The 24,742-nt window shown below is 72.0% G+C and carries 24 protein-coding genes; 5 read left to right on the top strand and 19 right to left on the bottom strand.

The window, feature by feature from the left end:
* Nucleotides 1-38: 38 nt before the first annotated feature.
* The 3 genes from NYZ98_RS21100 to NYZ98_RS21090 are packed head-to-tail and all read right to left on the bottom strand — an operon-like array spanning nt 39 to nt 3,132.
* Complete coding sequence (locus NYZ98_RS21100; RefSeq protein WP_262844561.1) at nt 39-809, bottom strand: permease-like cell division protein FtsX; 771 nt, start codon at nt 807-809, stop codon at nt 39-41.
* An 8-nt stretch (nt 810-817) separates the two neighbouring features.
* Nucleotides 818-1,993: an acyl-CoA dehydrogenase family protein gene (locus tag NYZ98_RS21095; protein ID WP_262844560.1), complete on the bottom strand. Its 1,176-nt coding sequence runs from the start codon at nt 1,991-1,993 to the stop codon at nt 818-820.
* A gap of 23 nt (nt 1,994-2,016) precedes the next feature.
* Nucleotides 2,017-3,132, bottom strand: a complete 1,116-nt coding sequence (locus tag NYZ98_RS21090; RefSeq protein ID WP_262844559.1) for a M24 family metallopeptidase — start codon at nt 3,130-3,132, stop codon at nt 2,017-2,019.
* Between the two features lie 392 nt (nt 3,133-3,524).
* Between NYZ98_RS21090 and NYZ98_RS21085 the strand changes: the two genes are divergently transcribed.
* The 3 genes from NYZ98_RS21085 to NYZ98_RS21075 are packed head-to-tail and all read left to right on the top strand — an operon-like array spanning nt 3,525 to nt 6,783.
* On the top strand, nt 3,525-4,442 hold the full coding sequence (locus tag NYZ98_RS21085; RefSeq protein WP_262844558.1) for a PP2C family protein-serine/threonine phosphatase: 918 nt from the start codon (nt 3,525-3,527) through the stop codon (nt 4,440-4,442).
* A gap of 4 nt (nt 4,443-4,446) precedes the next feature.
* Nucleotides 4,447-5,352, top strand: a complete 906-nt coding sequence (locus NYZ98_RS21080; RefSeq protein WP_262844557.1) for a 5'-3' exonuclease — start codon at nt 4,447-4,449, stop codon at nt 5,350-5,352.
* 30 nt (nt 5,353-5,382) lie between these two features.
* Nucleotides 5,383-6,783, top strand: a complete 1,401-nt coding sequence (locus NYZ98_RS21075; RefSeq protein WP_262844556.1) for an RNB domain-containing ribonuclease — start codon at nt 5,383-5,385, stop codon at nt 6,781-6,783.
* A 36-nt stretch (nt 6,784-6,819) separates the two neighbouring features.
* On the opposite strand, the gene NYZ98_RS21070 is transcribed toward NYZ98_RS21075, so the two are convergent.
* The 10 genes from NYZ98_RS21070 to NYZ98_RS21025 all read right to left on the bottom strand — a co-directional run bounded on the left by NYZ98_RS21070 (nt 6,820) and on the right by NYZ98_RS21025 (nt 16,314).
* Entirely contained in the window at nt 6,820-9,570 is a 2,751-nt protein-coding gene (locus NYZ98_RS21070) for a DEAD/DEAH box helicase (protein WP_262844555.1), read from the bottom strand.
* 102 nt (nt 9,571-9,672) lie between these two features.
* Nucleotides 9,673-10,137 carry a MarR family winged helix-turn-helix transcriptional regulator gene (locus NYZ98_RS21065; protein WP_262844554.1) on the bottom strand — a complete coding sequence of 155 codons (465 nt, stop codon included), beginning with the start codon at nt 10,135-10,137 and terminating at the stop codon, nt 9,673-9,675.
* Between the two features lie 104 nt (nt 10,138-10,241).
* The gene (locus NYZ98_RS21060; RefSeq protein ID WP_262844553.1) at nt 10,242-10,721 is read right to left on the bottom strand and encodes an SRPBCC family protein; all 480 of its coding nucleotides are present in this window, start codon (nt 10,719-10,721) and stop codon (nt 10,242-10,244) included.
* 74 nt (nt 10,722-10,795) lie between these two features.
* A complete protein-coding gene (locus NYZ98_RS21055; protein ID WP_262844552.1) occupies nt 10,796-11,689 on the bottom strand; it encodes an N-acyl homoserine lactonase family protein in 894 nt (297 codons plus the stop codon).
* A 139-nt stretch (nt 11,690-11,828) separates the two neighbouring features.
* A complete protein-coding gene (locus tag NYZ98_RS21050) occupies nt 11,829-12,716 on the bottom strand; it encodes a diacylglycerol/lipid kinase family protein (RefSeq protein WP_262844551.1) in 888 nt (295 codons plus the stop codon).
* 72 nt (nt 12,717-12,788) lie between these two features.
* Nucleotides 12,789-13,661, bottom strand: coding sequence for a twin-arginine translocase subunit TatC (gene tatC / locus NYZ98_RS21045; protein ID WP_262844550.1), 873 nt, complete (start codon nt 13,659-13,661; stop codon nt 12,789-12,791).
* A 44-nt stretch (nt 13,662-13,705) separates the two neighbouring features.
* Entirely contained in the window at nt 13,706-14,068 is a 363-nt protein-coding gene (gene tatA / locus NYZ98_RS21040) for a Sec-independent protein translocase subunit TatA (protein ID WP_262844549.1), read from the bottom strand.
* Between the two features lie 67 nt (nt 14,069-14,135).
* Nucleotides 14,136-14,324 carry a hypothetical protein gene (locus tag NYZ98_RS21035; protein WP_262844548.1) on the bottom strand — a complete coding sequence of 63 codons (189 nt, stop codon included), beginning with the start codon at nt 14,322-14,324 and terminating at the stop codon, nt 14,136-14,138.
* A gap of 92 nt (nt 14,325-14,416) precedes the next feature.
* Nucleotides 14,417-15,373, bottom strand: a complete 957-nt coding sequence (locus tag NYZ98_RS21030; protein ID WP_262844547.1) for a helix-turn-helix transcriptional regulator — start codon at nt 15,371-15,373, stop codon at nt 14,417-14,419.
* Complete coding sequence (locus NYZ98_RS21025) at nt 15,370-16,314, bottom strand: helix-turn-helix transcriptional regulator (RefSeq protein ID WP_262844546.1); 945 nt, start codon at nt 16,312-16,314, stop codon at nt 15,370-15,372. Before NYZ98_RS21025 ends, NYZ98_RS21030 begins: the two co-directional genes overlap by 4 nt.
* A 37-nt stretch (nt 16,315-16,351) precedes the next feature.
* Between NYZ98_RS21025 and NYZ98_RS21020 the strand changes: the two genes are divergently transcribed.
* Complete coding sequence (locus tag NYZ98_RS21020) at nt 16,352-17,425, top strand: DUF3866 family protein (RefSeq protein ID WP_262844545.1); 1,074 nt, start codon at nt 16,352-16,354, stop codon at nt 17,423-17,425.
* A 10-nt stretch (nt 17,426-17,435) separates the two neighbouring features.
* Here NYZ98_RS21020 and NYZ98_RS21015 read toward each other — a convergent pair whose 3' ends face one another.
* The 6 genes from NYZ98_RS21015 to prcB form a co-directional block, all read right to left on the bottom strand.
* Complete coding sequence (locus tag NYZ98_RS21015) at nt 17,436-17,897, bottom strand: DUF3291 domain-containing protein (protein ID WP_262844544.1); 462 nt, start codon at nt 17,895-17,897, stop codon at nt 17,436-17,438.
* Nucleotides 17,898-17,929: 32 nt separating this feature from the next.
* The gene (locus NYZ98_RS21010) at nt 17,930-18,565 is read right to left on the bottom strand and encodes a helix-turn-helix transcriptional regulator (RefSeq protein WP_262844543.1); all 636 of its coding nucleotides are present in this window, start codon (nt 18,563-18,565) and stop codon (nt 17,930-17,932) included.
* A 110-nt stretch (nt 18,566-18,675) separates the two neighbouring features.
* Nucleotides 18,676-19,620: an FKBP-type peptidyl-prolyl cis-trans isomerase gene (locus NYZ98_RS21005; RefSeq protein WP_262844542.1), complete on the bottom strand. Its 945-nt coding sequence runs from the start codon at nt 19,618-19,620 to the stop codon at nt 18,676-18,678.
* Between the two features lie 205 nt (nt 19,621-19,825).
* On the bottom strand, nt 19,826-21,184 hold the full coding sequence (pafA, locus tag NYZ98_RS21000; RefSeq protein WP_262844541.1) for a Pup--protein ligase: 1,359 nt from the start codon (nt 21,182-21,184) through the stop codon (nt 19,826-19,828).
* A 194-nt stretch (nt 21,185-21,378) separates the two neighbouring features.
* The gene (prcA, locus tag NYZ98_RS20995) at nt 21,379-22,176 is read right to left on the bottom strand and encodes a proteasome subunit alpha (RefSeq protein ID WP_262844597.1); all 798 of its coding nucleotides are present in this window, start codon (nt 22,174-22,176) and stop codon (nt 21,379-21,381) included.
* A 40-nt stretch (nt 22,177-22,216) separates the two neighbouring features.
* Nucleotides 22,217-23,032 carry a proteasome subunit beta gene (prcB, locus tag NYZ98_RS20990; protein WP_262844596.1) on the bottom strand — a complete coding sequence of 272 codons (816 nt, stop codon included), beginning with the start codon at nt 23,030-23,032 and terminating at the stop codon, nt 22,217-22,219.
* Nucleotides 23,033-23,268: 236 nt separating this feature from the next.
* On the opposite strand from prcB, the gene NYZ98_RS20985 reads away from it, so the two are divergent.
* Nucleotides 23,269-24,642 carry an extracellular solute-binding protein gene (locus NYZ98_RS20985; RefSeq protein WP_262844540.1) on the top strand — a complete coding sequence of 458 codons (1,374 nt, stop codon included), beginning with the start codon at nt 23,269-23,271 and terminating at the stop codon, nt 24,640-24,642.
* Nucleotides 24,643-24,742 lie beyond the last annotated feature (100 nt).

Genomic DNA, 24,742 nt, shown 5'->3' with positions numbered 1-24,742 from the left:
ATGGCCAACGCGTGGTCCATTGGCCGGTGGACCTCATGTCAGAGGCGTTCTTCGTCGACGGTGTTCACGCCGGGCAGTTCGCCGGCCGCGCGTCTGACGCGGGCGGCGGCGTCGGGAGCGTCGAGGACCAGGTGGAAGCACTCCGGGACGGACGCGTGGGGCTCCGGGGTTTCCGGCGAGGTGGCGGACGACGTCCACCGGGCGTCCTTGGTGGCGTGCCCCCGATCTTCGAGGTAGATGTCGCCAACACCGTCCAGGGCGCGCAGGGCCTGGTAGACGGCCGCCTTCTCGGTCGCGGTGGCCGCGCCGCGTCCGGCGCACCGCGTGTCCCTGTCCAGAGGGTCCGGCGGGCAGAGCCGGACGGCCACGTCGGTCCTGCCGGCCCAGAAGCTCGTCCCGCTCACGAAGACGTTCGCGACTCCGGGCAGCGTCTCCGTCTTCGGCAGGAATCCACCCGTCGTCGCCAGGTCCACGCGGAACGACTCCGGCACATCCGATTCGCGGAGATTGTCGCTGAACGAGTCGTAGGCGGTGGTCAGTTCCTTCAGCGTCTCCGCACGGGACACGAACCGGACGGCGGTCACCTCGGGCAGGCCCCGGAGGGTGCGTTCGACCGTCAGGCGCTGCGCGGCGGTGATCGCACGGTCGCCGCAGTTCTCGTACGCGCTGTCGTTCTCGCACAGGAACACCGACGCCTTCCCCGTCGCCGGCCAGGGGACCGCGGGCGGTGGCAACGGCCCGGCCGGCGTGCGGAACAGGATCCACGCGCCCGCGCCGAGTGCGGCGAGCAGGGCCGTCGCCGCCGCCACCCGCCGGGTCATTCCTTGGTGAGGGCGCGGGAGATGACCAGGCGTTGGATCTGGTTGGTGCCTTCGACTATTTGGAGGACCTTGGCTTCGCGCATGAGGCGTTCGGCGGGGAAGTCCTCTACGTAGCCGTAGCCGCCGAGGACCTGGACGGCGTCGGTGGTGATCTTCATGGCCGCGTCGGTGGCGAACAGTTTGGCCATCGCGGCGCGGGTGCCGTACGGGCGGCCGGCGTCGCGCAGGCGGGCGGCGTCGAGGTACAGGGCGCGGGCGGCGGCGATCTGGGTGGCCATGTCGGCGAGCATGAAGCCGAGCCCCTGGAAGTCGGCGATGCGCGAGCCGAACTGGCGGCGCTCGCGCGCGTAGCCCGTGGCGGTGTCGAGGGCGGCCTGGGCCACGCCGACGGCGCACGCGGCGATGCCGAGCCGGCCACCGTCCAGGGCCGCCATCGCGATGCGGAACCCCTCACCCTCGGCGCCCACCAGCGCGTCCGGCGCGAGCCTGACCGCGTCCAGGCGTACCTGCGCGGTCGGGGAGGACCGCATGCCCATCTTGCGTTCCGGCCGGCCGAAGGACAGGCCCGGCGAGGAGGCCGGGGTGTGGAAGCAGGAGATGCCCCGGGCGCCGCTCCCGGAGGTGCGCGCCATCACGGTGTAGAAGTCCGCCACGCCGCCGTGCGTCGTCCACGCCTTGACGCCGTCCACGACCCAGCCGGCCGCCTCGCCGTCGCCCGCCACCGCGGCCTGGGTGGTGAGGGCGGCGGCGTCCGAGCCGGACTGCGGCTCCGACAGGCAGTACGCGCCGAGGAGCTCGCCGCCGATCATGTCAGGCAGCAGCGCCGCCCGCAGGTCGTCGGTGCCGTACGCGGCGACCGGGAAGCAGGACAGGGTGTGCACCGACAGGCCGAGCCCGACGGCCAGGAACGCGCCCGCGAGCTCCTCGACGACCTGGAGGTACACCTCGTAGGGCTGCGCCGCGCCGCCGTACTCCTCGGGGTAGGGAAGGCCGAGCAGGCCCGCGCGGCCCAGGGTGGTGAACACCTCACGGGGGAAGCGGCCCTCGGCCTCGTCGCCGGCCGCGCGGGGCGCGACCTCCTTGGCGATCAGGTCCCGTACCAGGTCGAGCAGGTCGTGGGCCTCCGGCGTGGGCAGGGATCGGTCGACGGCGGCCGAGGGGGTCCGGGTCACAGAAGTAGCCTCTTCCGTACGAATCAGGCGACGACCAGGTCGCGGGGCCGGTTGTTGAGGCGTTCGTGGCCGGTGTCGGTGCAGACGACGATGTCCTCGATGCGCGCGCCGTGCCGGCCCGGCAGGTAGATGCCCGGTTCGACGGAGAACGCGAACCCGGGGGCGAGCGGCTCGGTGTTGCCCGACACGATGTAGGGCTCCTCGTGGGTCTCCAGGCCGATGCCGTGGCCGGTGCGGTGGATGAAGTGGTCGCCGTGACCCGCCTCGGCGATCACGTCCCTGGCGGCGGCGTCGACCGCCTCGCACGACACCCCGGGGCGCACGGCCGCGCAGGCCGCGTCCTGGGCGCGGCGCAGCACCTCGTAGTACTCCGCGAACCCGGCGGGCGGCTCGCCCACGCTGTAGACGCGGGTGGAGTCGGAGCAGTACCCGCTGGGCATCTGGCCGCCGATGTCGACGACCACCGGGTCGCCCGCCTGGATGACGCGGTCGGACAGCTCGTGGTGGGGGCTGGCGCCGTTCGGGCCCGAACCGACGATGACGAAGTCGACGGTGGCGTGCCCGGCCGCGAGGATCGCCTCGGCGATGTCCCTGCCCACCTCGCGCTCGGTGCGGCCCGCCTTCAGCAGGTCGGGGACCTGGGCGTGCACGGCGTCGATGGCCGCGCCCGCCTCGCGCAGCGCGGCGATCTCGCCGGCGCTCTTGCGCATGCGCAGCCCGCGCAGCACCGACCCGGCGAGCACCTGCCCGGCGCCGGGCATCGCGGCGCGGAAGCGCAGCGACTGCATCGCCCACATGCGGTCGGCCAGCCCGACGGTCGCGACCGGCCCGACGCGGCCGGCGACCAGCGCGTACGGGTCGGCGGTCTCGTCCCAGGGGACGAACTCCACGCCGAGCCGCGCGGCGGGCGAGTGCTCGGCGGCGGGGAGCTCCAGGCGGGGCACCACCATGAAGGGGTCGCCGTCGGCGGGGACCACCAGGCAGGTGAGCCGTTCCAGGGCCAGGGCGTCGTACCCGGTGACGTAGCGGAGGTCGGGGCCCGGGGTGAGCAGCAGGGCGCCGACGCCCGCGGCGGCGGTGGCCTCACGCACGTCCGCCAGGCGGGTCACGGGATAGAGGTCTGAGGACGTCGTTGTCACACCGCCCAATCTATTCCACCGCCGCTCGAACGACGGCACCCGCCCACGGCCCCGCCCCGTCCCCGCGATCCCCGGTTCTCCCCCACCCGGCCCGCCCCTCGTATCCCCACGACCCACCCCCGACCGGCCCGTTGCGTGCACGTGTGGACCTCGTCGCCGCCCCGCCGCCGTGGCGTGTCCGGCTTGTCCGGGTGCGGTCGGGGCTGTCGGGGTCTGGGCGGCCGGCGCGGGAGGCCGGTGCCGGGTGGTGGCGGGGTTCGCGGGTGGGGGGGCCTCCCACCATGGGAAACGCCTCTCATCGGCCGGGCGACGTGGCTACTATTCGCATAGGGGCGATCACGATCCGCTCCTTAATATTCCAACTACACGGTGTTTTGAGAGCGAGCTGCTACATGGTCGGCGTAGTGGGCGGCTCACCGCCACCCCTCCCCACACCGAACCACCGAGAGGCTGCACTCCCCGACGGCCCCGCGCCGCTGACGACCGCCGAGACGATCCTGCGGCTGCGCGCGCGTCTCGCGCACGCGCAGCGGATCATGTGGGAGTTCCGGAGGCAGCTCCTGGACGCGCGCGAGCGGGCCGCCGAGGCGCGGCACGTCTCGCTGGCGTTGCGCGACGCGATCCTGCCGGACCCTGGCGGGTCGATCCGGCTGCCCAGCGCGCACATCGCCGTGCGCTACGTCCCGGCGGAGAAGGCCTCCAGCCTGGGCGGCGACTGGTACGAGGCGACGGCCCTGCCCGACGGCGAGGTGCTGCTGGCGATCGGCGACGTCGCCGGTCACGGGCTGCCCGCCATCGCCCAGATGGCGCAGCTCCGCCACGCCCTGGTGGGCCTGGCGATGACCGGGGAACGAGCGGACCGGCTGCTGGCCTGGCTGAACGGCCTGGTGTGCCACCGCATGGGCGAGGAGGGCACCGCGACGGCGGTCATCGGCCACCTCGAGCCGGTGTCCGGGCTGTTCACCTGGGCGCAGGCAGGACACCTGCCGCCGATCCTGGTCAGGGACGGCGTCGCGAGGCAGCTCAGCCCGCCCGACGGTGTCCTGCTCGGCACCACCCTGGACCTGCCGTACGCGCTGAGCAGCCTCAGCCTGCGTCCGGGCGACCTGCTCCTGCTGTTCACCGACGGCCTGGTGGAGCGGCGCGGGCGCGACATCGACGAGGGCCTGGCGCTCACGGTCGCCGCCGCGGAGACGCTCGCGTGGGACGCGTGCCTTGAGTCCAAGCTCGACACGCTGGTGGAGTCGGTGGGCGGTCCCAACCCCGAGGACGATATCTGCCTGCTCGCCGTCGGAGTGCTGGAAGGATAGGCCCATGCCAGGGCTGATGCTTCTCGACACCCCATCGCTGTACTTCCGGGCCTACTACGGGGTCCCCGAGTCGATGACCGCGCCTGACGGCATGCCGGTCAACGCCGTCAGGGGGCTGATCGACATGATCGCCACCCTGGTCCGCGCGAACTCCCCCGACGAGATCGTGGCGTGCATGGACGCCGACTGGCGGCCGGCCTTCCGGGTGGCGGCCATCCCCTCCTACAAGGCCCACCGGGTGGCGACCGGGCACGAGGAGGAGATCCCCGACACCCTGTCCCCGCAGGTCCCGGTGATCGAGCAGGTGCTCGACGCCGTGGGCATCGCCAGGGTCGGCGTCGAGGGGTACGAGGCGGACGACGTCATCGGCACCTACGCGACCCGCGCGCCGGGCGAGGTCGAGATCGTCACCGGCGACCGCGACCTGTTCCAGCTCGTCAACGACGATCAGCCGTGCCGCGTCCTTTACACCATAAAGGGAATTCGCAACCTCCAGGTGATCGACGAGGCGGGGGTGACGTCCAGGTACGGCATCCCCGGCCGCGCGTACGCCGACTTCGCGACGCTGCGCGGCGACCCGAGCGACGGCCTGCCCGGGGTCCCCGGGGTCGGCGACAAGACGGCGGCGGCGCTCATCACCCGGTTCGGCTCGCTGCGGGCCATCCTCGACGCGCTCGACGGCGGGGTCACCGACGGGTTCCCGGCCGGCAGCCGGCTGAAGCTCGGCAAGGCCCGCGACTACCTCGCCGTCGCCCCCGCCGTGGTCAAGGTCGCCGGCGACGCGCCGCTGCCCGACGTCGCGATCGCCCGCCCGACGGGGGCGCGCGACCCCGAGGCGCTGGTCACGCTGGCCGACCGCTACGGGCTCGACGGCCCCTTGAACCGCCTGCTCGCCGTGCTGGCCCCCTAAGATCCTGGTGTGCGCCCCAAAACGATAGATGTGACCGAAGCTCCGCGGCTCTCCGAGGGGTTCGATCGCATCCGCGGTGAGCTGGAGCTCCCCCTGGAGTTTCCCCGGCCCGTGCTGGAGGAGGCCGAGCGGGTGGCCTCGGCCGCCCTGCCCGCCCTTCCCGACCGCACGGACCTGCCGCTGCTGACGGTCGACCCCCGAGGGTCGATGGACCTCGACCAGGCCCTGTGCATCGAGGAACGGCCCGGCGGCTACCGCGTGTGGTACGCCATCGCCGACGTCGGCTCGTTCGTCGTCCCTGGGGGCGTGATCGACGCCGAGGCCAGACGGCGCGGCGAGACCGTGTACATGCCGGACGCGCGCGTCCCGCTGCATCCCGCCGTGCTGTCGGAGGGGGCGGCCAGCCTGCTGCCCGGGGTGGTCAGGCCGGCCGCGCTGTGGTGCCTGGACCTGGACGAAGGCGGCCGGACGGTGGGGGCCGACGTCGGCCGGGCGCTGGTGCGCAGCCGCGAGCGGCTCGACTACGACTACGTGCAGGCGGCGGTCGACACCGGCACCGCCGACGGCACGCTGCGCCTGCTGCCCGTCATCGGGAAGCTGCGCCTGGACCTGGAACGGGCGCGCGGCGGGGTGAGCCTGCCCACGCCCGAGCAGGAGGTCGTCCCCCACTCCGACGGCTACCGCGTCGAGTTCCGCTCGCCGCTGCCCGCCGAGGAGTGGAACGCGCAGATCTCACTGATGACCGGCATGGCGGCGGCCACGATGATGCTCGACGCCGAGATGGGCGTGCTGCGCACGCTCCCGCCCGCCCCACGGGACACGGTCGCGCGGGTGCGCAGGATGGCCATGGCGCTCGGGGTGTCCTGGCCCGAGGGCACGTCGTTCGGCGAGGTCGTGCGCGCGCTCGACCCGAGGACTCCCGGCAACGCCGCGTTCCTGAAGGAGGCCACGGTGCTGCTGCGCGGCGCCGGGTACACCGCGTTCAACGGCGAGCCGCCGAGGGACGCCACCCACGCCGCCGTCGCCGCGCCGTACGCCCACGTGACCGCCCCGCTGCGCCGCCTGGTCGACCGGTACGGCACCGAGCTGTGCCTGGCGGTGGCCGAGGGCGTGCCGGTGCCCGAGCCGGTCCAGGAGGCCCTTGAGGTGCTGCCCGCGCTGATGACGGGCACCGGGCGCCGGGCCGCCGCCGTCGAGCGCGCCTGCGTGGACCTGGTGGAGGCGTTCGTGCTGCGCGACCGGGTGGGTCAGGCCTTCGACGCGGTCGTGGTCGACGTCGAGGAGGGCAGACCGGGCGGGATCGTGCAGCTCACCGACCCCGCCGTGGTGGCCCGTTGCGACGGCGCGGACCTGCCACTGGGCGAGCGCGTCCAGGTGCGCCTGGCCCGCGCCGACCTGCTCACCAGGGAAGTCCGCTTCACCCACACCTGACCGCGCCGGGCGTCAGGTCCGCCCCGGCCCGCCGGGTCAGGCGACCGAGGAGTAGGCGACGACGCCGCGGCGCAGGGCGTCGATGGCCTTGGCGGTGTTCTGCTTGACCTTGCTGTTCGGCGGGGCGGCCTTGCCGACCTGGTCGAGCAGATCGAGAAGCTGCTTGACCCACCGCACGAAGTCCCCGGCGGCCAGGTCGCCGTCGGTGAGCACCGCGTCCAGGGTGTGGCCCTTGGCCCAGCGGAAGGCCGCCCAGGCGAACCCGAAGTCGGGCTCCCTGATGAACGACAGCCCGTGGTCGCGCTCGATGTCCTCCAGCTCGACGAAGATCCGCACCGTGGCCGCGAGCGCCTCCTTGGCCCCGCCCGCGGGGATCTTCGGCTGCCGCGCGTCGTCGGCCTGCCGGGACTCGAACACCAGGGACGACACGCACGCGGCCAGCTCGGCCGGGTCCAGCTCCTCCCAGATGCCGGCCCGCAGGCACTCGGCGGTGAGCAGGTCGAGCTCGGTGTAGAGCTGGGCCAGGCGGCGGCCCTCGGGCGTGACGGCCTCCCCGTCCAGGTAGCCGAGCTGGTCGAGGACGCCGCAGACCCGGTCGAAGGTGCGGGCGATGACGTGGGACCGGCTCTCCACCCGCCGCCGCAGCCCCTCGGTCTCGCGCAGCAGCTTGTAGTAGCGCTCGGCCCAGCGGGCGTGGTCCTCACGCTCGTCGCAGCCGTGGCAGGGGTGGGCGCGCAGCTCGCGGCGCAGCTCGGCGATCTCCCACTCGGGGGTGCCGGGGGTGCCGCCCCGGGTCTGCATGCTGTCGGTCTCGTGGTCCCTGGCCCGGACCGGGCGGCCCAGGTCGCGGTCACCGATCTTGGCGTGCAGGGTCGCGACGAGGTTGGCACGGTCCTTGGGCGCCCGCGGGTTGAACCCCTTGGGGATGCGCAGGCGCTCCACCGGCTCGACCGGGACGGGGAAGTCGGCCGCCGACAGCCGCTTGACCTGTTTGCCGATGGTCAGCACCAGCGGGGAGGGGCCTTCGGTGCGCATGGTCAGCCCGGGGTCCAGGATGACCGCCAGGCCCGCGCGCCTGCCCCCCGGGACGCGGATGACGTCGCCGGGCTTCAGCGCCTCCAGGGAGCGCACGGCCTGCGCGCGGCGGACCGTGCCCCGCTGGCGCGACAGGTCGGCCTCCTTGTCGGACAGCTCCCTGCGCATGCGGGCGTACTCCTGGAAGTCGCCGAGGTGGCAGGTCATGGCCTCGGAGTAGCCTTCGAGCGCCTCCTCGGCCCGCCGCACCTGCTTGGCGATGCCGACCACCGCGCGGTCGGCCTGGAACTGGGCGAACGAGGCCTCCAGCAGGGTGCGGGCCCGCTCGCGGCCGACCTGGCCGACCAGGTTGACCGCCATGTTGTACGAGGGACGGAAGCTGGAGCGCAGCGGGTAGGTGCGGGTGCTGGCCAGGCCCGCGACGGCGACCGGGTCCATGCCGGGCTGCCAGGCGACCACGGCGTGGCCCTCGACGTCGATGCCGCGCCGCCCGGCACGCCCGGTGAGCTGGGTGTACTCCCCCGGGGTGAGGTCGGCGTGGGTCTCGCCGTTCCACTTGTCGAGCTTCTCGATGACGACGGACCTGGCGGGCATGTTGATGCCCAGGGCCAGGGTCTCGGTGGCGAACACCGCCTTGACCAGGCCGCGGGTGAACAGCTCCTCGACGACCTCCTTGAAGGCCGGGAGCATGCCGGCGTGGTGGGCGGCCAGGCCGCGCTCCAGGCAGTCGCGCCATTCGAGGTAGCCGAGGACGGCCAGGTCCTCGTCGGGCAGGTGGGAGGTGCGCTCGTCGACGATCTGCCGGATCTCGTGGCGGTCGCTGTCGGTGGTCAGCCGGATCCCGGCGTGCAGGCACTGCAGGACGGCGGCGTCGCACCCGGCCCGGGAGAAGATGAAGGTGATCGCGGGCAGCAGGCCCTCGGAGTCAAGCTTCTCGATGGCGTCGGAGCGGCCGGCGCCGCCTGCGGAGCGGCGCGGGCGCGAGTAGCCGCGCCGCCCGCGCGCCTGGGCCAGGCGCTGCTCGTCCCGGGAGATCCGCATGAGGCTGGGGTTGATGCGGGGCCGGTTGTCCTCGTCCACGAACAGGTCGTACAGCTTGTCGCCGACCAGCATGTGCTGCCACAGCGGCACCGGGCGGTGCTCGTCGACGATCACCGTGGTGTCGCCGCGCACCTCGCCGAGCCACTCGCCGAACTCCTCGGCGTTGCTGACGGTCGCCGACAGGGCCACGACGCGCACCGACTCGGGCAGGTGGATGATCACCTCTTCCCACACAGCGCCGCGGAAGCGGTCGGCGAGGTAGTGGACCTCGTCCATGACCACGTGGCTCAGGCCGGTGAGGGTCGTGGAGCCGGCGTAGAGCATGTTGCGCAGCACTTCGGTGGTCATGACCACGATCGGCGCCTCACCGTTGACGCTGTTGTCGCCGGTGAGCAGCCCGACGTTCCCGGCCCCGTGCCGGCGGGCGAGATCGTTGTACTTCTGGTTGGACAGCGCCTTGATCGGCGTGGTGTAGAAGCACTTGCTGCCCTGCTCGAGGGCCAGGTGCACGGCGAACTCGCCCACGACGGTCTTGCCGGAACCGGTGGGGGCCGCCACCAGCACGCCGTCGCCGGCCTCCAGCGCGCTGCAGGCGTCGATCTGGAACGGGTCCAGCTCGAAATCGTACAGACCCTGGAAGGAGGTGAGCGCGGGCCCGCTGGCGGCATGCTTCTCACGGAAGGCGGCGTAGCGTTCCGCAGGCGTCGTCATGCACTTCACCCTACCGATAACCGTATTCCGGTCCGGCTGGCTCCGCCGCGCTTTCGGGTACTCCCGGCCGCGCGGGCCCTCCCCTTACGGACCGGGGCCCGCCTAGCGGACCGGGGCCTGCTTGCGCCGCCGTACGGTCTCGCCGGCCGGGAAGTGGGCGGCCACGGCCCGGAGCGTGGTCAGCGTGGGCGCGACGGGCTGGCCGGTCAGCATCTCCTCCAGCGCGCCGTTCAGGCCGTCCTGGACCACCTGGACGCGTTCGGCCAGCTCCCGGCCGGCCGGCGTGAGGCTCAGGGTGACGTTCCGCCGGTCGGTGGTGGCGGTCACCCGCTCGACGATCCCCGCGGTCACGAGCCGGTCGACCAGCCTGCTCGGATTGGCCCCCGTCTCGCAGACCAGCAGCTCGCCGAGCCCGGAGAGGGTGAGGGGCCCCCGGTCGTCGAGGACGCTCACCACCTCGCCCTGGGACGGCGTCAGGCCGAGCGGGCGGAGCGCGGCGGCGAGCAGGCGGTTGCCCTCGCGCTGCACCGCGAGGATCAGGTAGCGGAACTCTTCGGCGTCCCTCACCGGCGCGGTTCCTTTCTCAGCGGGAGACTCTCGGGCGGAGCGCGCCCCTCGGGCGCCGCTCCCGTACGTCCTCGCGTGTGCATGCTACGGCAGATGATGTCGTGTCATCGTCCGGTCGGCGAGGTCTCCAGGATGTCCTTCAGGACGCGGAGGTTCTTGGCGACGGCGCCGGCCATGCCGCGGGCCACCAGGCCGCTCGGCGCGTGCAGGGTCTCCGCGACCAGTTCGAACTCGTTGACCAGGTCGGTCGCGGTGCCCGACCCCGTGAGGTCGTAGGTCGCGCGTCCCTGGAAGGGGCCGAAGCCGCCTTCCATCACCAGGCGGCGGTCCGGCTCGAACTCGACGATCTCAAGCCGTTCCCGCATGATCCGGGGCAGGCTGCGGGTCTGCTCGTAGACGCTTCCCCTGCGGGCGGGTCCCGGCGTGACCGGCAGGGTCTCGCGGATGGCGTAGTTCCAGGCGGGAAGGTTGCGCAGGTCGGCCAGGTAGCCGAAGACGACGCCGGCCGGGCGCTCGACGCGCAGGGTGTTGGTGAAGCGGATGGTCTTGCCGGTCCGCGAGGATCCGAAGAATTCCTTGATCATGATCTGTTCCTTGAACGAGTCTCGGGTGGTGGGCCGGGCCGGACACCGGGATCCGGCGGGGAGGGCTCCGGTGCTCACGCGCTCCGCGGCTCGCCGAGCGTCTCGGCGAGCCGGCCGGCCGCCCCGGGGTCGTGGGCCGCGAGGACCGTCAGGCCGGGCAGCTTGGCCCGCAGGGCGTTGACCTTGCCCACGGCGTCACGCATCTGCTTCTTGTCGCCCACGCCGGGCAGCGAGCCGGCGGCCAGCAGGTCGGCGTCGTAGGTGAGGTCGCCCACCATCAGCAGCGGCGGGCGGCCGGGGCGGCGGACCAGCATGGACAGCGACCCGGGGGTGTGCCCGGGGGTGGGGAGCAGCAGGAGGCTCCCGTCGCCGAACAGGTCGTGGCCGGTGGTGAACGGTGCCACCTCCGGGTCTCCGAGCGGTTCGGGGGTGACCCGCCGCCACTTCAGCCCCGGCAGGTCGATGTGCGAGGGCATCAGGCCGCGCGCCTCGGGGAACGGCCCGTGCAGGGACGCCCACTCGGCCTGGCTGGTGATGACCTCGGCGCCGCCGAGCAGCGGCAGCCCGCCGATGTGGTCCTGGTGCAGGTGGGAGATCACCGCGGTGTCCACGTCGCCGATGCCGTACCCGAGCCGGGACAGGCCGGTGGTGAGCGTCTGGTCGGGCTCGATGGCGAACTTCGCGAGGCGCGAGTAGACCAGCCCGTTGAGCCCGCCGGGGAAGTAGCCCGGATCGGTCACCGACGCGCGGTCCTGCCCGGTGTCGAAGAGCACCACGCCGTCGCGGTGCTCGATCACGTACACGTTGATCGGCCGGGGTGCGGTCCAGCGTGTCGAGGTGAACAGCCAGAAGTACATGTTCTTCCAGGTCGGCCCGACGTGCTCGGGCCGGATGGCCACCGTGCCCGTGCTGATGACCGATACGCGCTTGATCGGATCCGCCGAGGCGTCGTCCGCGTGAATATTCATTCGAGATCCCCCAAGAGATTGTATGTCGCGTCATTAAATTACGCGACATACAAAAAATCGTCAAGGGGTCCTCATGGACGACCTCGGATCGAGGCGGGGACGGTGCCGCCCCCGGTCCCTGGGCGGCGGGTGATGGGGGTCAGGCGCCGCCGGGGGCGAGCACGCGGAGGGCGCCGGGCTGGACGGCGCAGGTCAGCGGGAGGGGGGCGATGCGCTCGCCGTCGGCGTAGGCGACGGTGCCGGGGGCGTCCAGCGTCACCACGCGGCCGCGGTGGGTGGAGATGGCGGGGTGGCCGAGATGGGTGCCCCGGTAGACGCGGGGGAAGGTCCGCAGGAAGGCCGCCTTGGGGATCTCCCCGACCACCAGGACGTCGAGCAGCCCGTCGTCGGGCTCGGCCTGCGGGCAGACCCGCATGCCGGCCCCGTAGGTGCCGGTGTTGCCGACGGCGACCATCATGGCGTCCTGCCGGATCACCACGCCGTCGACGGTGATGGTGAAGGGGATGGGCGTGAACGAGCGCAGCTCCTGGACCATGGCGACCAGGTACCTGGCCATGCCCGGCGGGCTGGTCATCTGGTTGGCCCGCTCGTTGACCTTGGAGTCGAACCCGCAGGCCACCACCCCGGCGAACCACTCGTCCTCGCCGATCCTGGCCGCGTCCACGACGCGGACCCGGCCCTCGGTCACGATGGCGGCGGCGGCGAGCGGATCGCGCCTGGGGATGCCGAGGGCGCCGGCGATGTCGTTCCCGGTGCCGGCCGGGATGATCCCGAGGGGCACGTCGGTGCCGGCCACGGCCTGGACCGCGAGATGCACCAGCCCGTCGCCCCCGAAGGCCACCAGGGCCTCCGGGCCCTCGGCGACGGCCGTGCAGGCCCGTTCCAGGGCGTCCTGGGCGGAGGTGCCGACGATCACCGAGACCGGCCGGTCCCCGGCACGCAGGCGGCGCACGACAGGATCGAGGAAGCGGAGGGTGCGGCCGCCACGGGCCGCGGGGTTCACGAGGACTACCAGCTCACCTGCCACAGCCGGAACCTATCCGTACCGGCCCGGCCGATCCAGGGGTCTGGCTTGATCACGATCGGCGACCCGGCGATCTCACTCGTCGGTGGTGGCGGCGGCGGTGCCGTCGAGCTCCTCTTCCAGCTCGCGCTGGCGTTGCGCCTCCAGCTCGTCCTTCTTGCGGTCGTGGAAGTACATGATGACCTCGGCCACCAGGAACATGCCGACCATGGGGAGCGCCAGCGCCAGCATGGTGATCGGGTCCTGGCTCGGCGTGGCGACGGCCGCGAACACGAACATCAGGAAGATGACCATGCGCTGGTGCTTGCTGACCAGGCGGAACGGCAGGACGCCGATGAGGTTCAGGAAGACCAGCAGCAGCGGTAGCTCGAACGACAGACCGAAGATCACCAGCATGGCCATCATGAACCCGACGTACTGGTCCATGCTGATCAGCGGGATCACGTTGCCCGGGGCGAACCCGAGGAGCAGCGACAGGCCCTTGTCCATCGTGAGGTACGCCAGGGCGGCGCCCGCGGCGAACAGCGGGACCGACAGGGCGATGAACGACAGCGAGTAGCGCCGCTCGTTGCGGTACAGACCAGGGGTGACGAACGCCCAGATCTGGTACAGCCAGATCGGCGCGGCGACCACCGCCCCGAACATCAGGGCGACCTGGAGGTTGACCATGAAGCCCTCGAACACCCCCTGGACCACCAGGGTGCACTCGCCGTCCTTGAGCTTGTGGGCGGCGGGCAGCCGGCAGTAGGGGCCGGTCATGAACACCCAGAGCCGGTCGAAGAAGGCGAAACCGATCGCGGTGCCCACGGTCAGGCCCAGGATCGCCTTGACCAGACGGTTGCGCAGCTCACGGAGATGATCCATGAGCGACATGCGCCCATCGGCCTCGGAGTCGGAGGCGGCGGCCGGGTCGTCGTCGGCCGGGCTTGACCGTTTCAGCAGCGCCATCGGGCATCCTGATCTAGCGGGCGGTCAGGTCAGCGGGCCTCCGGTCAGAGGGAGCCCTGGTCTTTCTGTGCCTGCGAGAGCGGGACCCCGTTCGGGGGCGCGTCGCTGGGGTGTGCCTGGGCGGTGCGGAGCCGGGCGTTCTCCTCCTCGAGCAGCCGCAGGCGCTCCTCGACCGAGGGCGTCACGGGCGGGAGGGACTGCTGCGGGGCGGCCGCCGGCTGGGCGGTCGCGGCGGCGGACTGGGCGGCCCGCGCCTCGTCCTCCTCGCGCAGCGTGGTGGTCTCCTTCTTGAACAGGCGAAGCGACTGGCCCAGCGCCTTGGCGGTGTCCGGAAGCTTCTTGGCGCCGAAAAGCAGGACCAGGACCAGGAGAATGAGGATCCATTCCATGGGACCAAGTGATGGCATGACACATCCTTACGCCGAGGCGACGTGCAATCTCAAGCTCGATCGTACGCTGCCGTCACCACTTCATTCACCCCTCCCGCCGCCTGGATGCCGCGACGGCGGCGTTCAGGCGTGCCTGGACGGGTTCCAGACGGGTGGTGGCCCGCTCGATTTCACTCGCCAGCCCCCGCATGGCCGCCACCACGCGGACCCCGAGCACCACCAGCGGCACCAGGCCCGCGACGGCCACGCCCACGGCGGCATACGTCCAGATCATGCCGCCGCACTTTACCGAAGGCGGTCGCGCCGCACGAGCGGGGTGGACCGACATCCCACCCGGGAACGGAAATATCCCCCGAAGGACGGCACTCAGCCGACCGACTCGTACCGGGACAGCGCCGCCGAGGCCTCCTCGCGCACCCGGCCGGCCAGCGAGGCCGGGGACAGCACCCGGCCGCTGTCGCCCAGGCGCAGCGCCAATCGCACGAGCCACCCCTGGTCGCGGGCGCGCAGGGTGACCCGCAGGCGGCCCTCCCCCAGCTCGGTGACCTCCTCGCACGGGTAGTACTCCGACACCCAGCGGCCGGCCGGGGTCAGCTCCAGCACCACCAGCTCGTCGGTCGGCGAGGGCCGGAACACCCCGTCGGTCACGTCGATCGGCTCGGCGCCGTCGGGCGGGCTCGCGGCCACCTCCAGCGCCTCCACGCTGACCATGCGGTCCAGCCGGAACAGCCGCATGCCGTCGGCGCGGTAGCACCAGCCCTCCAGGTAGGACCGGCCGTCGGCCATCACCAGCCGCGTCGGGTCCACCTCCCGGGGGGTGATCTCGTCGCGGCCCGGCACGTAGTAGCTCAGCGACAGCCGCCGGCCGGCGCGCAGCGCGGACCTGACCGTGGCCATCGCGTCGGGGGCGGCGTCCAGGTCGAAGGCGACCTGGCTGCTGACCGCGGACGCGCCCTCGCCTGCGGCGCCCTCCAGCTTGGCGATCACCCGGGCCAGGGTGTCGCCCTCGCCGAACTCGGGGAGCTCGGCCAGCATGCGCAGCGCCACCAGCAGGGCGCTGGCCTCGTCGATGCCGAGGCGCAGCGGCCGGGCGATGGTGTCGGCGTTGTCGATGAGGATCTCGCCGCCGTCCCAGGAGACGTCGATGAGGTCGCCGGGGGTGTGGCCGGGCAGGCCGCACATCCACACGAGCTGCAGGTCGTCGACGAGCTGCTTCTCGGTGAGCCCGAACAGCCTGGCCACCTCGGGCACCTGGGCGCCGGGGTGGGACATGAGGTAGGGCACCAGCGCGAGGAGCCTGGGCAACCGGTCGGCCGTGCTCACGCCAGCGCTCCCTTCAGCCGCCGGATGACCGCGTCGCGGACGTCCGGGGGGTCCAGTACCTCCGCGTCGGCGGCGAAGGCGACGATCGACCCGGCGATCCACTCCGGATCGGCGAAGTCCACGGTGACCACGTCCCAGCCGTCCCGCCCGGGGAGCACCGAGCCCTCCTGGCGCAGCCACTGGCAGGTGCCCTGCCGGACGCGGACGGTCGCGGACCGCTCGGGCAGGAGGCTGTCGCGGTGGCCGACCATCGAGCGGATGTCGACCCCGGCGGGCACGACGACCGCGCCCGGGCGGCCCGCGGGGGTGACGGTCCCGCTGATGCGGCTGAGGCGGAAGACGCGGGGCGCGTCGCGCTCGCGGTCGTGACCGACGACGTACCAGCGGCCCCGGCGGCTGACCACGCCCCACGGCTCGACGGTGCGGGTCAGCAGGACCTCGCTGCCGGCGGCGCGGTAGTCGAACCGGACGACCCTGCGGTCGCGCACCGCCTCCCACAGCGCGGGGAAGGCCGGGTCGCGGGTGTCGACCCGCAGCTCCAGCGGCCCGGCGGCGGACTCGTCGGTCTGCACCCCGGCGGCGCGGAGCTTCAGCAGCGCGCCGCTCGCGGCCTCGGCGAGGTTGGCCCGCTGCCACACCTGGGCGGCCAGACCGAGCACGGCGGCCTCGTCGGCCTCCAGGGTGATCTCCGGCAGCTCGTAGGCCTGCCGCACGATGCGGTAGCCGGGCTCGTCGTCCCAGGGGTCCCTGTGCACCTCGACCGGGATCCCGATCTCGCGCAGCTCGGTCTTGTCGCGCTCGAACATGCGCTGGAAGGCCTCGTCGTTGCCGGCGTCGTAACCCGGGACGGCGTGGCGGATCTGCTCGGCGCTGAGCGGGCGCCGGGTGGCGAGCAGGCAGATGACGAGATTCAGCAGCCGCTCGGTCTTCCGCCGGGACATCGGGCCTCCCTTCCCAAGGTGACGCTACCCTTGCGGCGTGATCAGGTGGCGCAAGGGCGAGGTGCTGTCGGTCCGGCGCGAGTGGCCGGGGGCGCTGGAACTGGACGTGGCCCTCCCGGAGGGGGAATGCCGGGCGCTGGCCTACCCGTCGCTGGTGGGCCGTCCCGAACCCGGCGACGCGGTGCTGCTGAACACGACCGCGCTCGCCATGGGCCTTGGTACGGGAGGTTACGCCATGGTAGTGGCCGTGCCGGACCGTTTGCCCGAAGATCCTCAAGGTCCCGGTCACCTGGTCAAGGCCCGGTACACCCCGCTCCAGGCGACCGTGCTCGGCGCCGACGAGCAGGACTCGCCCTTCCACGAGGCGCTGCGGGAAGCCGACTCGGTCGACGGCATGCCGGTGGTGGTCGCCGACCTGCACTCCGCGCTGCCGGCGATCCTCTGCGGCCTGTTCGGCTCGGTGCCCGCGGCGGCCCCCCGGGTGGCGTACGTGATGCTCGACGGGGGGGCGCTCCCGGGCTGGTTCTCCATGTCGGCCGCGCGGCTGCGCGAGATCGGGTGGCTGTGCGGGGTCGTCACGACCGGGCAGTCCTTCGGCGGCGACGTGGAGACGGTGACCGTGCACACCGGGCTGCTGGCGGCCCGGCACGTGCTGGACGCCGACGTCGCGGTCGTGACGCAGGGGCCGGGCAACCTCGGGACCGGCACCCGGTGGGGTTTCTCTGGGGTCTCGGCGGGCGAGGCGCTGAACGCCGCGGCGGTGCTGGGCGGGCGTCCGGTGGGGGCGCTGCGCGTCAGCGAGGGCGACGCGCGCGAGCGCCACATCGGGGTCTCCCACCATTCGCTGACCGCCTACGGGCGGGTGGCGCTCGCGCGGGCGCAGGTGGTGGTGCCGGAGCTGCCGGGGGCGTTCGGCGAGCGGGTGGCGGCGCAGGTTGCGGAGCTGGCGGCGCTGCACGAACTGGTCGGGGTGCCGGTGGACGGGCTCGCGGAGATGCTGCGCGACAGCCCGGTGCGGCTGTCGACGATGGGCCGCGGGCTGGACCAGGACCTGGCGGGTTTCCTGGCCTCGGCCGCCGCCGGACGGCACGCCGCCTCCCTGCTCGCCTGACCCCGCACGCTCAGGCGGGCCGCCCGGCGGGAGCGGGGGCCGGGTCGCGGAAGTCGGCGAAGGTGAAGGCGTCCGGTCCCGGGCCGCCGGCCCGCAGCCGCTCCAGCCGGGCCATGCCCTCCTCCAGCGTCGGGACGTGCCCCTCGGGGATCCACCACATCACCGAGTACGGCTCGGCGACGCGCACGAACCACTCGCGGCGGCGGCGCAGCATGTCCAGGTGGACGCTGCGGTAGACGTAGTTCCACAGCGCGTCGCGCGAGGCCCACACCGAGAAGTTGATGAGCAGCAGGTCACCGTACCGGTGGGACACGGTGTCGGTGGGACCCTCGCCGCCCTTGAGCCGCCAGACGAATCCGGGGTCGGCCTCGGCGAGGTCGTTCAGGGGTTCGAGCCCGGCCACGAAGTCGGCGAGCTCGGGAGAGTCCTTGGGGGCGCGCATGTGAGCGACGTTGAGCTGGGCGAGATGCATGCGATCAGCAGACCACGCCGCGAACTTCTATGTCAATCTTCATTGGTTTTAGAAAATGTCACGCAGCACTCCCCCGGTCTCGGGTCCATCCGCGCGGTGTGCCGGTCGCCGGGCAGGGCCGACAGCAGGCCCTGGCACAGGGCGAGGTTCATCGCGCAGACCAGCACCGGGCGCTCCTCGGCCAGCACGTGGAAGGGGCAGTTGCGCAGGCGGATGCGGCCGTCGTCGTCGTAGGGCTCGTAGCCGCGCTCGGTGAGGGCCTCGCGCAGCCCGGGGGCGCTCACCCGCTCCCCCGCACGGCGGGCCGCGGCCTCGGCCGCCTCCTCGCCGCCGAGCGCCTCGACGGCCTCGGCGAGCACCAGGGCCAGGGTGCGGTAGTCGCGCGGCGGCAGGCTGACCTGGTGCTCGGCCGCCGAGCGCCGGTAGACCTTGGCGGGGCGCCCGCTGCCCGGCCCGGTGCGGCCGGACAGGCGCCGGAAGGCCTGGTCCAGCAGGCCGGCCTCGACGAGCTTGTCCAGATGGAAGGCGGCGAGCGTGCGCTGGACCCCGGCCGCCTCCGCGGCCTCGTCCCTGCTCACGTCCCGGCCCTGCGCGGCGACGTAGTCGTACAGCACGCGCCGCACCGGTTCGCGCAGGACACCGAGGATGCCGAGATCGTCGCCGCTCACAGCGGCGAGTCTAGGCGCGCGGGCACGGCGGCGACCCCGGACGGCACGGCGGCGTCAGAGCGGGACGGAGCGGGACGGAGCGGGACGGAGCGGCGGGGTCCGGGCGGGCGTCAGTAGGCGCCGAGGACGTCGACGACGAAGACGAGGGTGTCGGTGCCCTTGATCTTCTCGCCCGAGCCGGCCTTGCCGTACCCGAGGTCCGGCGGGATCGTCACCAGCAGCCGGCTGCCGAGCGGCACGCCGACCAGGCTCTGGTCCCAGCCCTTGATGACCTTGCCGACGCCGATCGGGAACATCACCGGCTCGCCCCGGCTCCAGCTGCTGTCGAACTCGCTGTCGGTGCCCCAGATCTTGCCGGTGTAGTGCACGAGGATCGTCTGCCCGGTCTTGACCACCGGGCCGGTGCCCTTGATCACGGTCTTGCTGACGAGGTTCTTGGGCGCCGACTCGCTGGTCTTGGTGGTCAGCTTGGGCGCCTGGTCGCCGCCGGGGTTCTCCAGCTTGACACCCTTGACTCCGGGGTCGACCGCGGTGCCCTGGGCGGCCTTTGCCGTGGGCACGCCCATGACGTCGACGACGTAGACGCTGGCGATGGAGGTGTCGGCGCCCTGCGACTTGGCCTGCTCGACCTGGTCGGCCGTCAGGCTGTCCTTGGCGACCACGGCGAGGAACCGGCCGCCGGGCTTGCTGTCCTGGAACGCCTTGTGCACCACCGAGGGGAGCTTGGCGTCGACCTTGATGAGCTGCGGCGCGCCGTCGTCGTAGGTGGAACCCGAGGCGGCGTTCGCCTTGCCGTCCCAGCTGTAGGCCGTCAGGTTGGCCACCACCGAGTCGCCGTCCTTGACCGGCGCGCCCTTGCCCTCGGCGATCGTCTGCGTCGAGGAGGTGGCGGGCGGCTTACCCGCCGGGAAGGTGACCTGGGGTTTCTTCCCGAACTCTCCCGCCACCTTCACGCCGGTGGCCGTGGCCCCGGGCTTCGCGGCGACGTCGCCGTTGTTACCGCAGGCGGCGGCGAGAAGCAACGGCAGGGCGGCGAGAATGGCCAGTCGGCGCATGGGTATCCCTTGGAAAGACGTCACGTTCGCGTAACACTACCCGAACGCCATGACCGCGCGAGTCAGCACAACTCGATCTTGCCGAAGTGTGACCTTGGCTTCGGAAGCCGTTACTGTCACGAGGCTCGCGCGCCGGGGGCGCCCCCGGCGGCTCCCCGTGAGGAGCCCGCCGGGGGGCCGTGCCGCCGTCCTCCCCCAGGGAAGATCACATTCCGGCGATCAGCTTGTCCACCCTCTCGTCGACGCTGCGGAAGGGGTCCTTGCACAGGACGGTGCGCTGGGCCTGGTCGTTCAGCTTGAGGTGCACCCAGTCGACGGTGAAGTCGCGCCGCTTCTCCTGCGCCTTGCGGATGAACTCCCCGCGCAGCCGGGCCCGCGTGGTCTGCGGCGGCACCGACTTGGCCTCGAAGATCTTCAGGTCGGAGGCCACCCGCTCCACGGCGCCGCGCTTCTGGAGCAGGTAGAACAGCCCGCGCTTGCGGTGCACGTCGTGGTAGGCGAGGTCGAGCTGCGCCACCCGGGGAGAGGACAGCGGCAGGTCGTACTTGTTGCGGTACCGCTCGATGAGCTGGTACTTGGTCACCCAGTCGATCTCGCGGGACACCAGGTCCAGGTCACCGGTCTCCACGGCGCGCAAAGTGCGCTCCCAGAGCTCCAGGACCCTGCGGGTGATGGCGTCGCCGCCCCGGCGGTCGACGAAGTCGCGTGCCTTGGAGAGGTACTCCTGCTGGATCTCCAGCGAGGACGCCTCCCGCCCGTTGGCCAGGCGCACGCGCCTGCGGCCGGTCATGTCGTGGGAGACCTCCCGGATGGCCCTTATGGGGTTCTCCAGGCTCAGGTCGCGCATGACGGTGCCGGCCTCGACCATGCGCAGCACCAGGTCGGTGGCGCCGACCTTGAGCAGCATGGTGGACTCGCTCATGTTGGAGTCGCCGACGATGACGTGCAGGCGCCGGAAGCGCTCGGCGTCGGCGTGCGGCTCGTCGCGGGTGTTGATGATCGGGCGCGACCGGGTGGTGGCGCTGGAGACGCCCTCCCAGATGTGCTCGGCCCGCTGGGACACGCAGTAGACCGCTCCACGCGGGGTCTGCAGGACCTTGCCGGCCCCGCAGATGATCTGGCGGGTGACCAGGAACGGGATCAGGACGTCGGCCAGCCGGCCGAACTCGCCGTGCCTGCCGACGAGATAGTTCTCGTGGCAACCATAGGAGTTGCCCGCCGAGTCGGTGTTGTTCTTGAAAAGGTAGATGTCTCCGGCGATGCCCTCCTCGCGCAACCGCTTCTCGGCGTCGACGAGCAGGCCTTCAAGGATCCGCTCCCCCGCCTTGTCGTGGGTGACGAGCTCCACGACGTTGTCACACTCGGGGGTGGCGTACTCGGGGTGACTGCCTACGTCGAGATACAGGCGGGCACCGTTGCGGAGGAACACGTTGCTCGATCGGCCCCAGGACACGACTCTGCGGAAAAGGTACCGCGCCACCTCGTCGGGGGACAGCCTGCGCTGGCCCCTGAACGTGCAGGTGACGCCGTATTCGTTCTCCAAGCCGAAGATGCGACGATCCATCACCTCACACTATGTCCCCGGGGCGCCGGTGGGGAGGGATCTTCCATGGGTTTCCGGGCGGCCCGCCCCTGCCATCGACCTCCGGTGACGTCCGGCCCACCTCGCGACGGGTGAAACTTGACGAATCGGGCCGCGGACGGCTCGTCCCGGCCTCCCTGGTCGGGCGGCCGGGACGGGTGGAGCGGGACGGCGCCTCAGGCGCCGGAGCCGTCGTCGATGTCGCCGTCGGGAGCGGTGGCGGGCGACTCACCGGGCGGCCCCGACAGGGCGCCCGAGACGTCGGGGGCGGCCGTCTCCGGCGCGTCGTCGGCGCCGGTGGCGATCAGCCGCTCCAGGCGCGGGCCGGCCAGCCGCTGGAACTTGCGGTGTTCCCTGTTGCGGTCGAGCACCGCGACCTCGAGCTGGGAGACCGGCGGGCGCTCGCCACCGGGCTCGGTGAGCGCCGCCAGGGCGGCGTCCAGGGCGTCGGTGAGCGGCATGGCGTCGCGGATGCGGTCCTTCAGGCGGCCGGCGACCGCCTCGGCCACGCCGCCCATGACCACGAACCCGTGCTCGTCGGCGACCGACCCGTCGAAGGTGAGCCGGTAGATCTGGTCCTCTTCGGGCGCGTCGCCGACCTCGGCGACGACGATCTCCACCTCGTACGGCTTGCGCGACTCGGTGAAGACCATGCCGAGCGACTGGGCGTACAGGTTGGCCAGCCCCCTGGCCGTGACGTCGCTGCGGTCGTAGGTGTAGCCGTTGATGTCGGCGTAGCGGATGCCGCCCAGCCTCAGCGACTCGAACTCGTTGTACTTGCCGACGGCGGCGAACCCGATGCGGTCGTAGATCTCACTGATCTTGTGCAGCGCCCTGGAGGCGTTCGGAGCGACGAACAGAATGCCGTTCTCGTACTGCAGCACCACGACGCTGCGGCCGCGCGCGATGCCCTTCCGCGCGAAATCGGCCTTGTCCCGCATCTCCTGTTCGGGGGACACATATCCAAAGGGCATGGACACCGGTGGTGATCCTCTCGTGGGCCGTGGGTGGTGACTAGCGCAGCGGGGCGGTGGGCCCGTCGGGATCGGCCATGCGCAGGTCGAGCACCTGCCGGACGTACCCCTCGACCTCTTCGTCTGACAGGCGGCGGTACCCCTCGTCGGTGATCACCGAGATCAGGGGCCAGATCTTGCGGCTCACGTCGGGGCCGCCGGTCGCAGAGTCGTCGTCGGCCGCGTCGTACAGCGCGTGGACGCAGGACAGGACGATGTCCTCCAGCGGGGCGTTCTCGCGGTAGAGCTTCTTCAGCGCACCGCGCGCGAACAGCGAGCCGGAGCCGATCGAGGCGTAGCCGCTCTGCTCGTAGGGGCCGCCGCCCACGTCGTAGGAGAAGATGCGCCCGGCGTCGCGGTTGTCGTCGTAGGCGGCGAACAGCGGCACCACGACCATGCCCTGCATGGCCATCGGCAGGTTGCCCCTGACCATGTTGGCCAGGCGGTTGGCCTTGCCCTCGACCGAGAGCTCGCGGCCCTCGCGCTTCTCGTAGTGCTCCAGCTCCACCTGGTAGACGCGGGCCATCTCGATGCCGGTGCTCGCGGTGCCCGCGATGCCCATGCAGGAGTAGTCGTCGGTGCGGAAGACCTTCTCCATGTCCTTCTGGGAGATGTAGTTCCCCGCGGTGGCCCGCCGGTCGCCCGCCATGACCACGCCGCCCGCGAACGTCGCCGCGACGATCGTGGTCGCGTGCGGGATCTGGTCGGTGACGGGTGTGGCCAGCGACTCGAATCTCCCCGGGAGGAGCCCTGGCGCGTAGGACCGGACGAACTCGGTGAACGACGTCGACCCCGTGTCCAGGAACAGGTGATTCATCCAGTCCCGCTGTGCTGCCACGCGACTCCCTCCCACTGCTTTCGACTACTACGCCGACCCTACTCGTGGTGCTGTCGTGGTTGCACTTCCCACGATCAGCTCAGCGCGAACCGCTTTCGCCCATCCAGCATCATCTTCCCCAAAAATAATCTTTACGGATGAGACCGCTCGTGTAATTGTCGAGTTGTCGTGACATTCAAACAGGTATGCCTCCATCCCCAAGGGGAGGTCCTCCCGTGAGACCCGCACGAACTCTCGCCGCACTGGCCGCCGCCGCGCTGTCCCTCTCCGCGTGCGGCTCCGGAGGCCCCTCCGGAGACGGCGGCACCACCCTGACGATCACCGCCAACGCCATCTCGGGCGGCAAGAACGCCGCGACCGCCGACTGGACCAAGAACTGGCTGATCCCCCGCTTCGAAGAAGCGCAGAAGGCCCAGGGCAAGATCGTACACGTGCTGTTCCAGCCGAACGGCGTGGACGACGAGCAGTACAAGACCAAGATCGCGCTGGACCTGAAGTCGCACGCGGGCGCCGACGTGATCGACCTGGACGGCATCTGGGTCGGCGAGTTCGCCCAGGCCGGGTACATCAAGCCGCTGGACCAGACCGCCGGCCCCGAGGCCGGGCAGTGGGAGGGCTGGAGCCAGATCCCCCCGGCGGTCCAGAGCCTCGGCGTGTTCGACGGCAAGAAGTACGGCCTGCCGCAGGGCACCGACGGCCGCGTCCTGTTCTACAACAAGACCCTGTTCGCCAAGGCGGGGCTGCCCGCGTCCTGGCAGCCCAAGAGCTGGCAGGAGATCCTCGACGCCGGCGCGGCGCTCAAGAAGGCCGGGGTGCCGGTCCCCCTGCAGATCAACGCGGGCACCGCCATGGGCGAGGCCACCGCCATGCAGGGCGCGCTTCCGCTGCTGGTGGGCACCGGCTCGGAGATCTTCTCGGGCGGCAAGTGGACCGGGGCGTCGCAGGCCGTCAAGGACGTGCTCGGCTTCTACCGGCAGGTGTACACGACCGGGCTCGGCGACCCCCGGCTGCAACAGGAGGCCAAGGGGCGCGACAAGTCCTTCCAGGAGTTCGCCGACGGCAAGATCGGCGTCCTGGCGGAGGGCGACTACTTCTGGCGCTCCGTCGTCGAACCCAAGGCCGGGGTCGCGCCCATGCCCGACCGCGACAAGGCCGTCGGGTACGCACTGATCCCCTCGCGGCGGCCCGGGGCGGGGGTGCGGGGCCAGGACTTCGTCAGCATGTCCGGCGGCGCCGTGCGCGTGCTCAACCCCAACTCCCCGAACGCCAAGCTGGCCTGGCAGCTGCTGTCGTTCATGCACTCGGCCGAGGCGACCAAGGCCGGGCTCGCGGGCGAGGCCAGGATCACCTCGCGCACCGACGTGAACGAGGAGGTGCTGGCGTCCGACCCGATGCTGGGCTTCGTCTCGGAGAAGGTCCTGCCCATCACCTCCTACCGGCCGGGGCTCGCGGTGTACCCGCAGGTCTCGGTCGCCCTGCAGGAGGCGACCGCCGACATCGTCTCCGGCAAGAGCGTCGAGGAGGCCGCCGCCTCCTACGAGCGGAAACTCGAGGGCCTGGTCGGCGGCGCCGCCAACATCGCCCGATGAACACGCGACACGCCGGCGCGCGCCGGCGACGGGGGCGGCGGGCGGGCGCGGGTGTGCGACACGCGTGGGTGAGGCCGTGTGAAAGACGCGCGTGGGTGAG

It is taken from the genome of Sphaerisporangium corydalis (assembly GCF_025506355.1).
GTDB classification, from domain to species: Bacteria; Actinomycetota; Actinomycetes; order Streptosporangiales; family Streptosporangiaceae; genus Sphaerisporangium; species Sphaerisporangium corydalis.
Note: the sequence above shows the minus strand (reverse complement) of the source record. Positions and strands in the feature narration are given on the sequence as shown.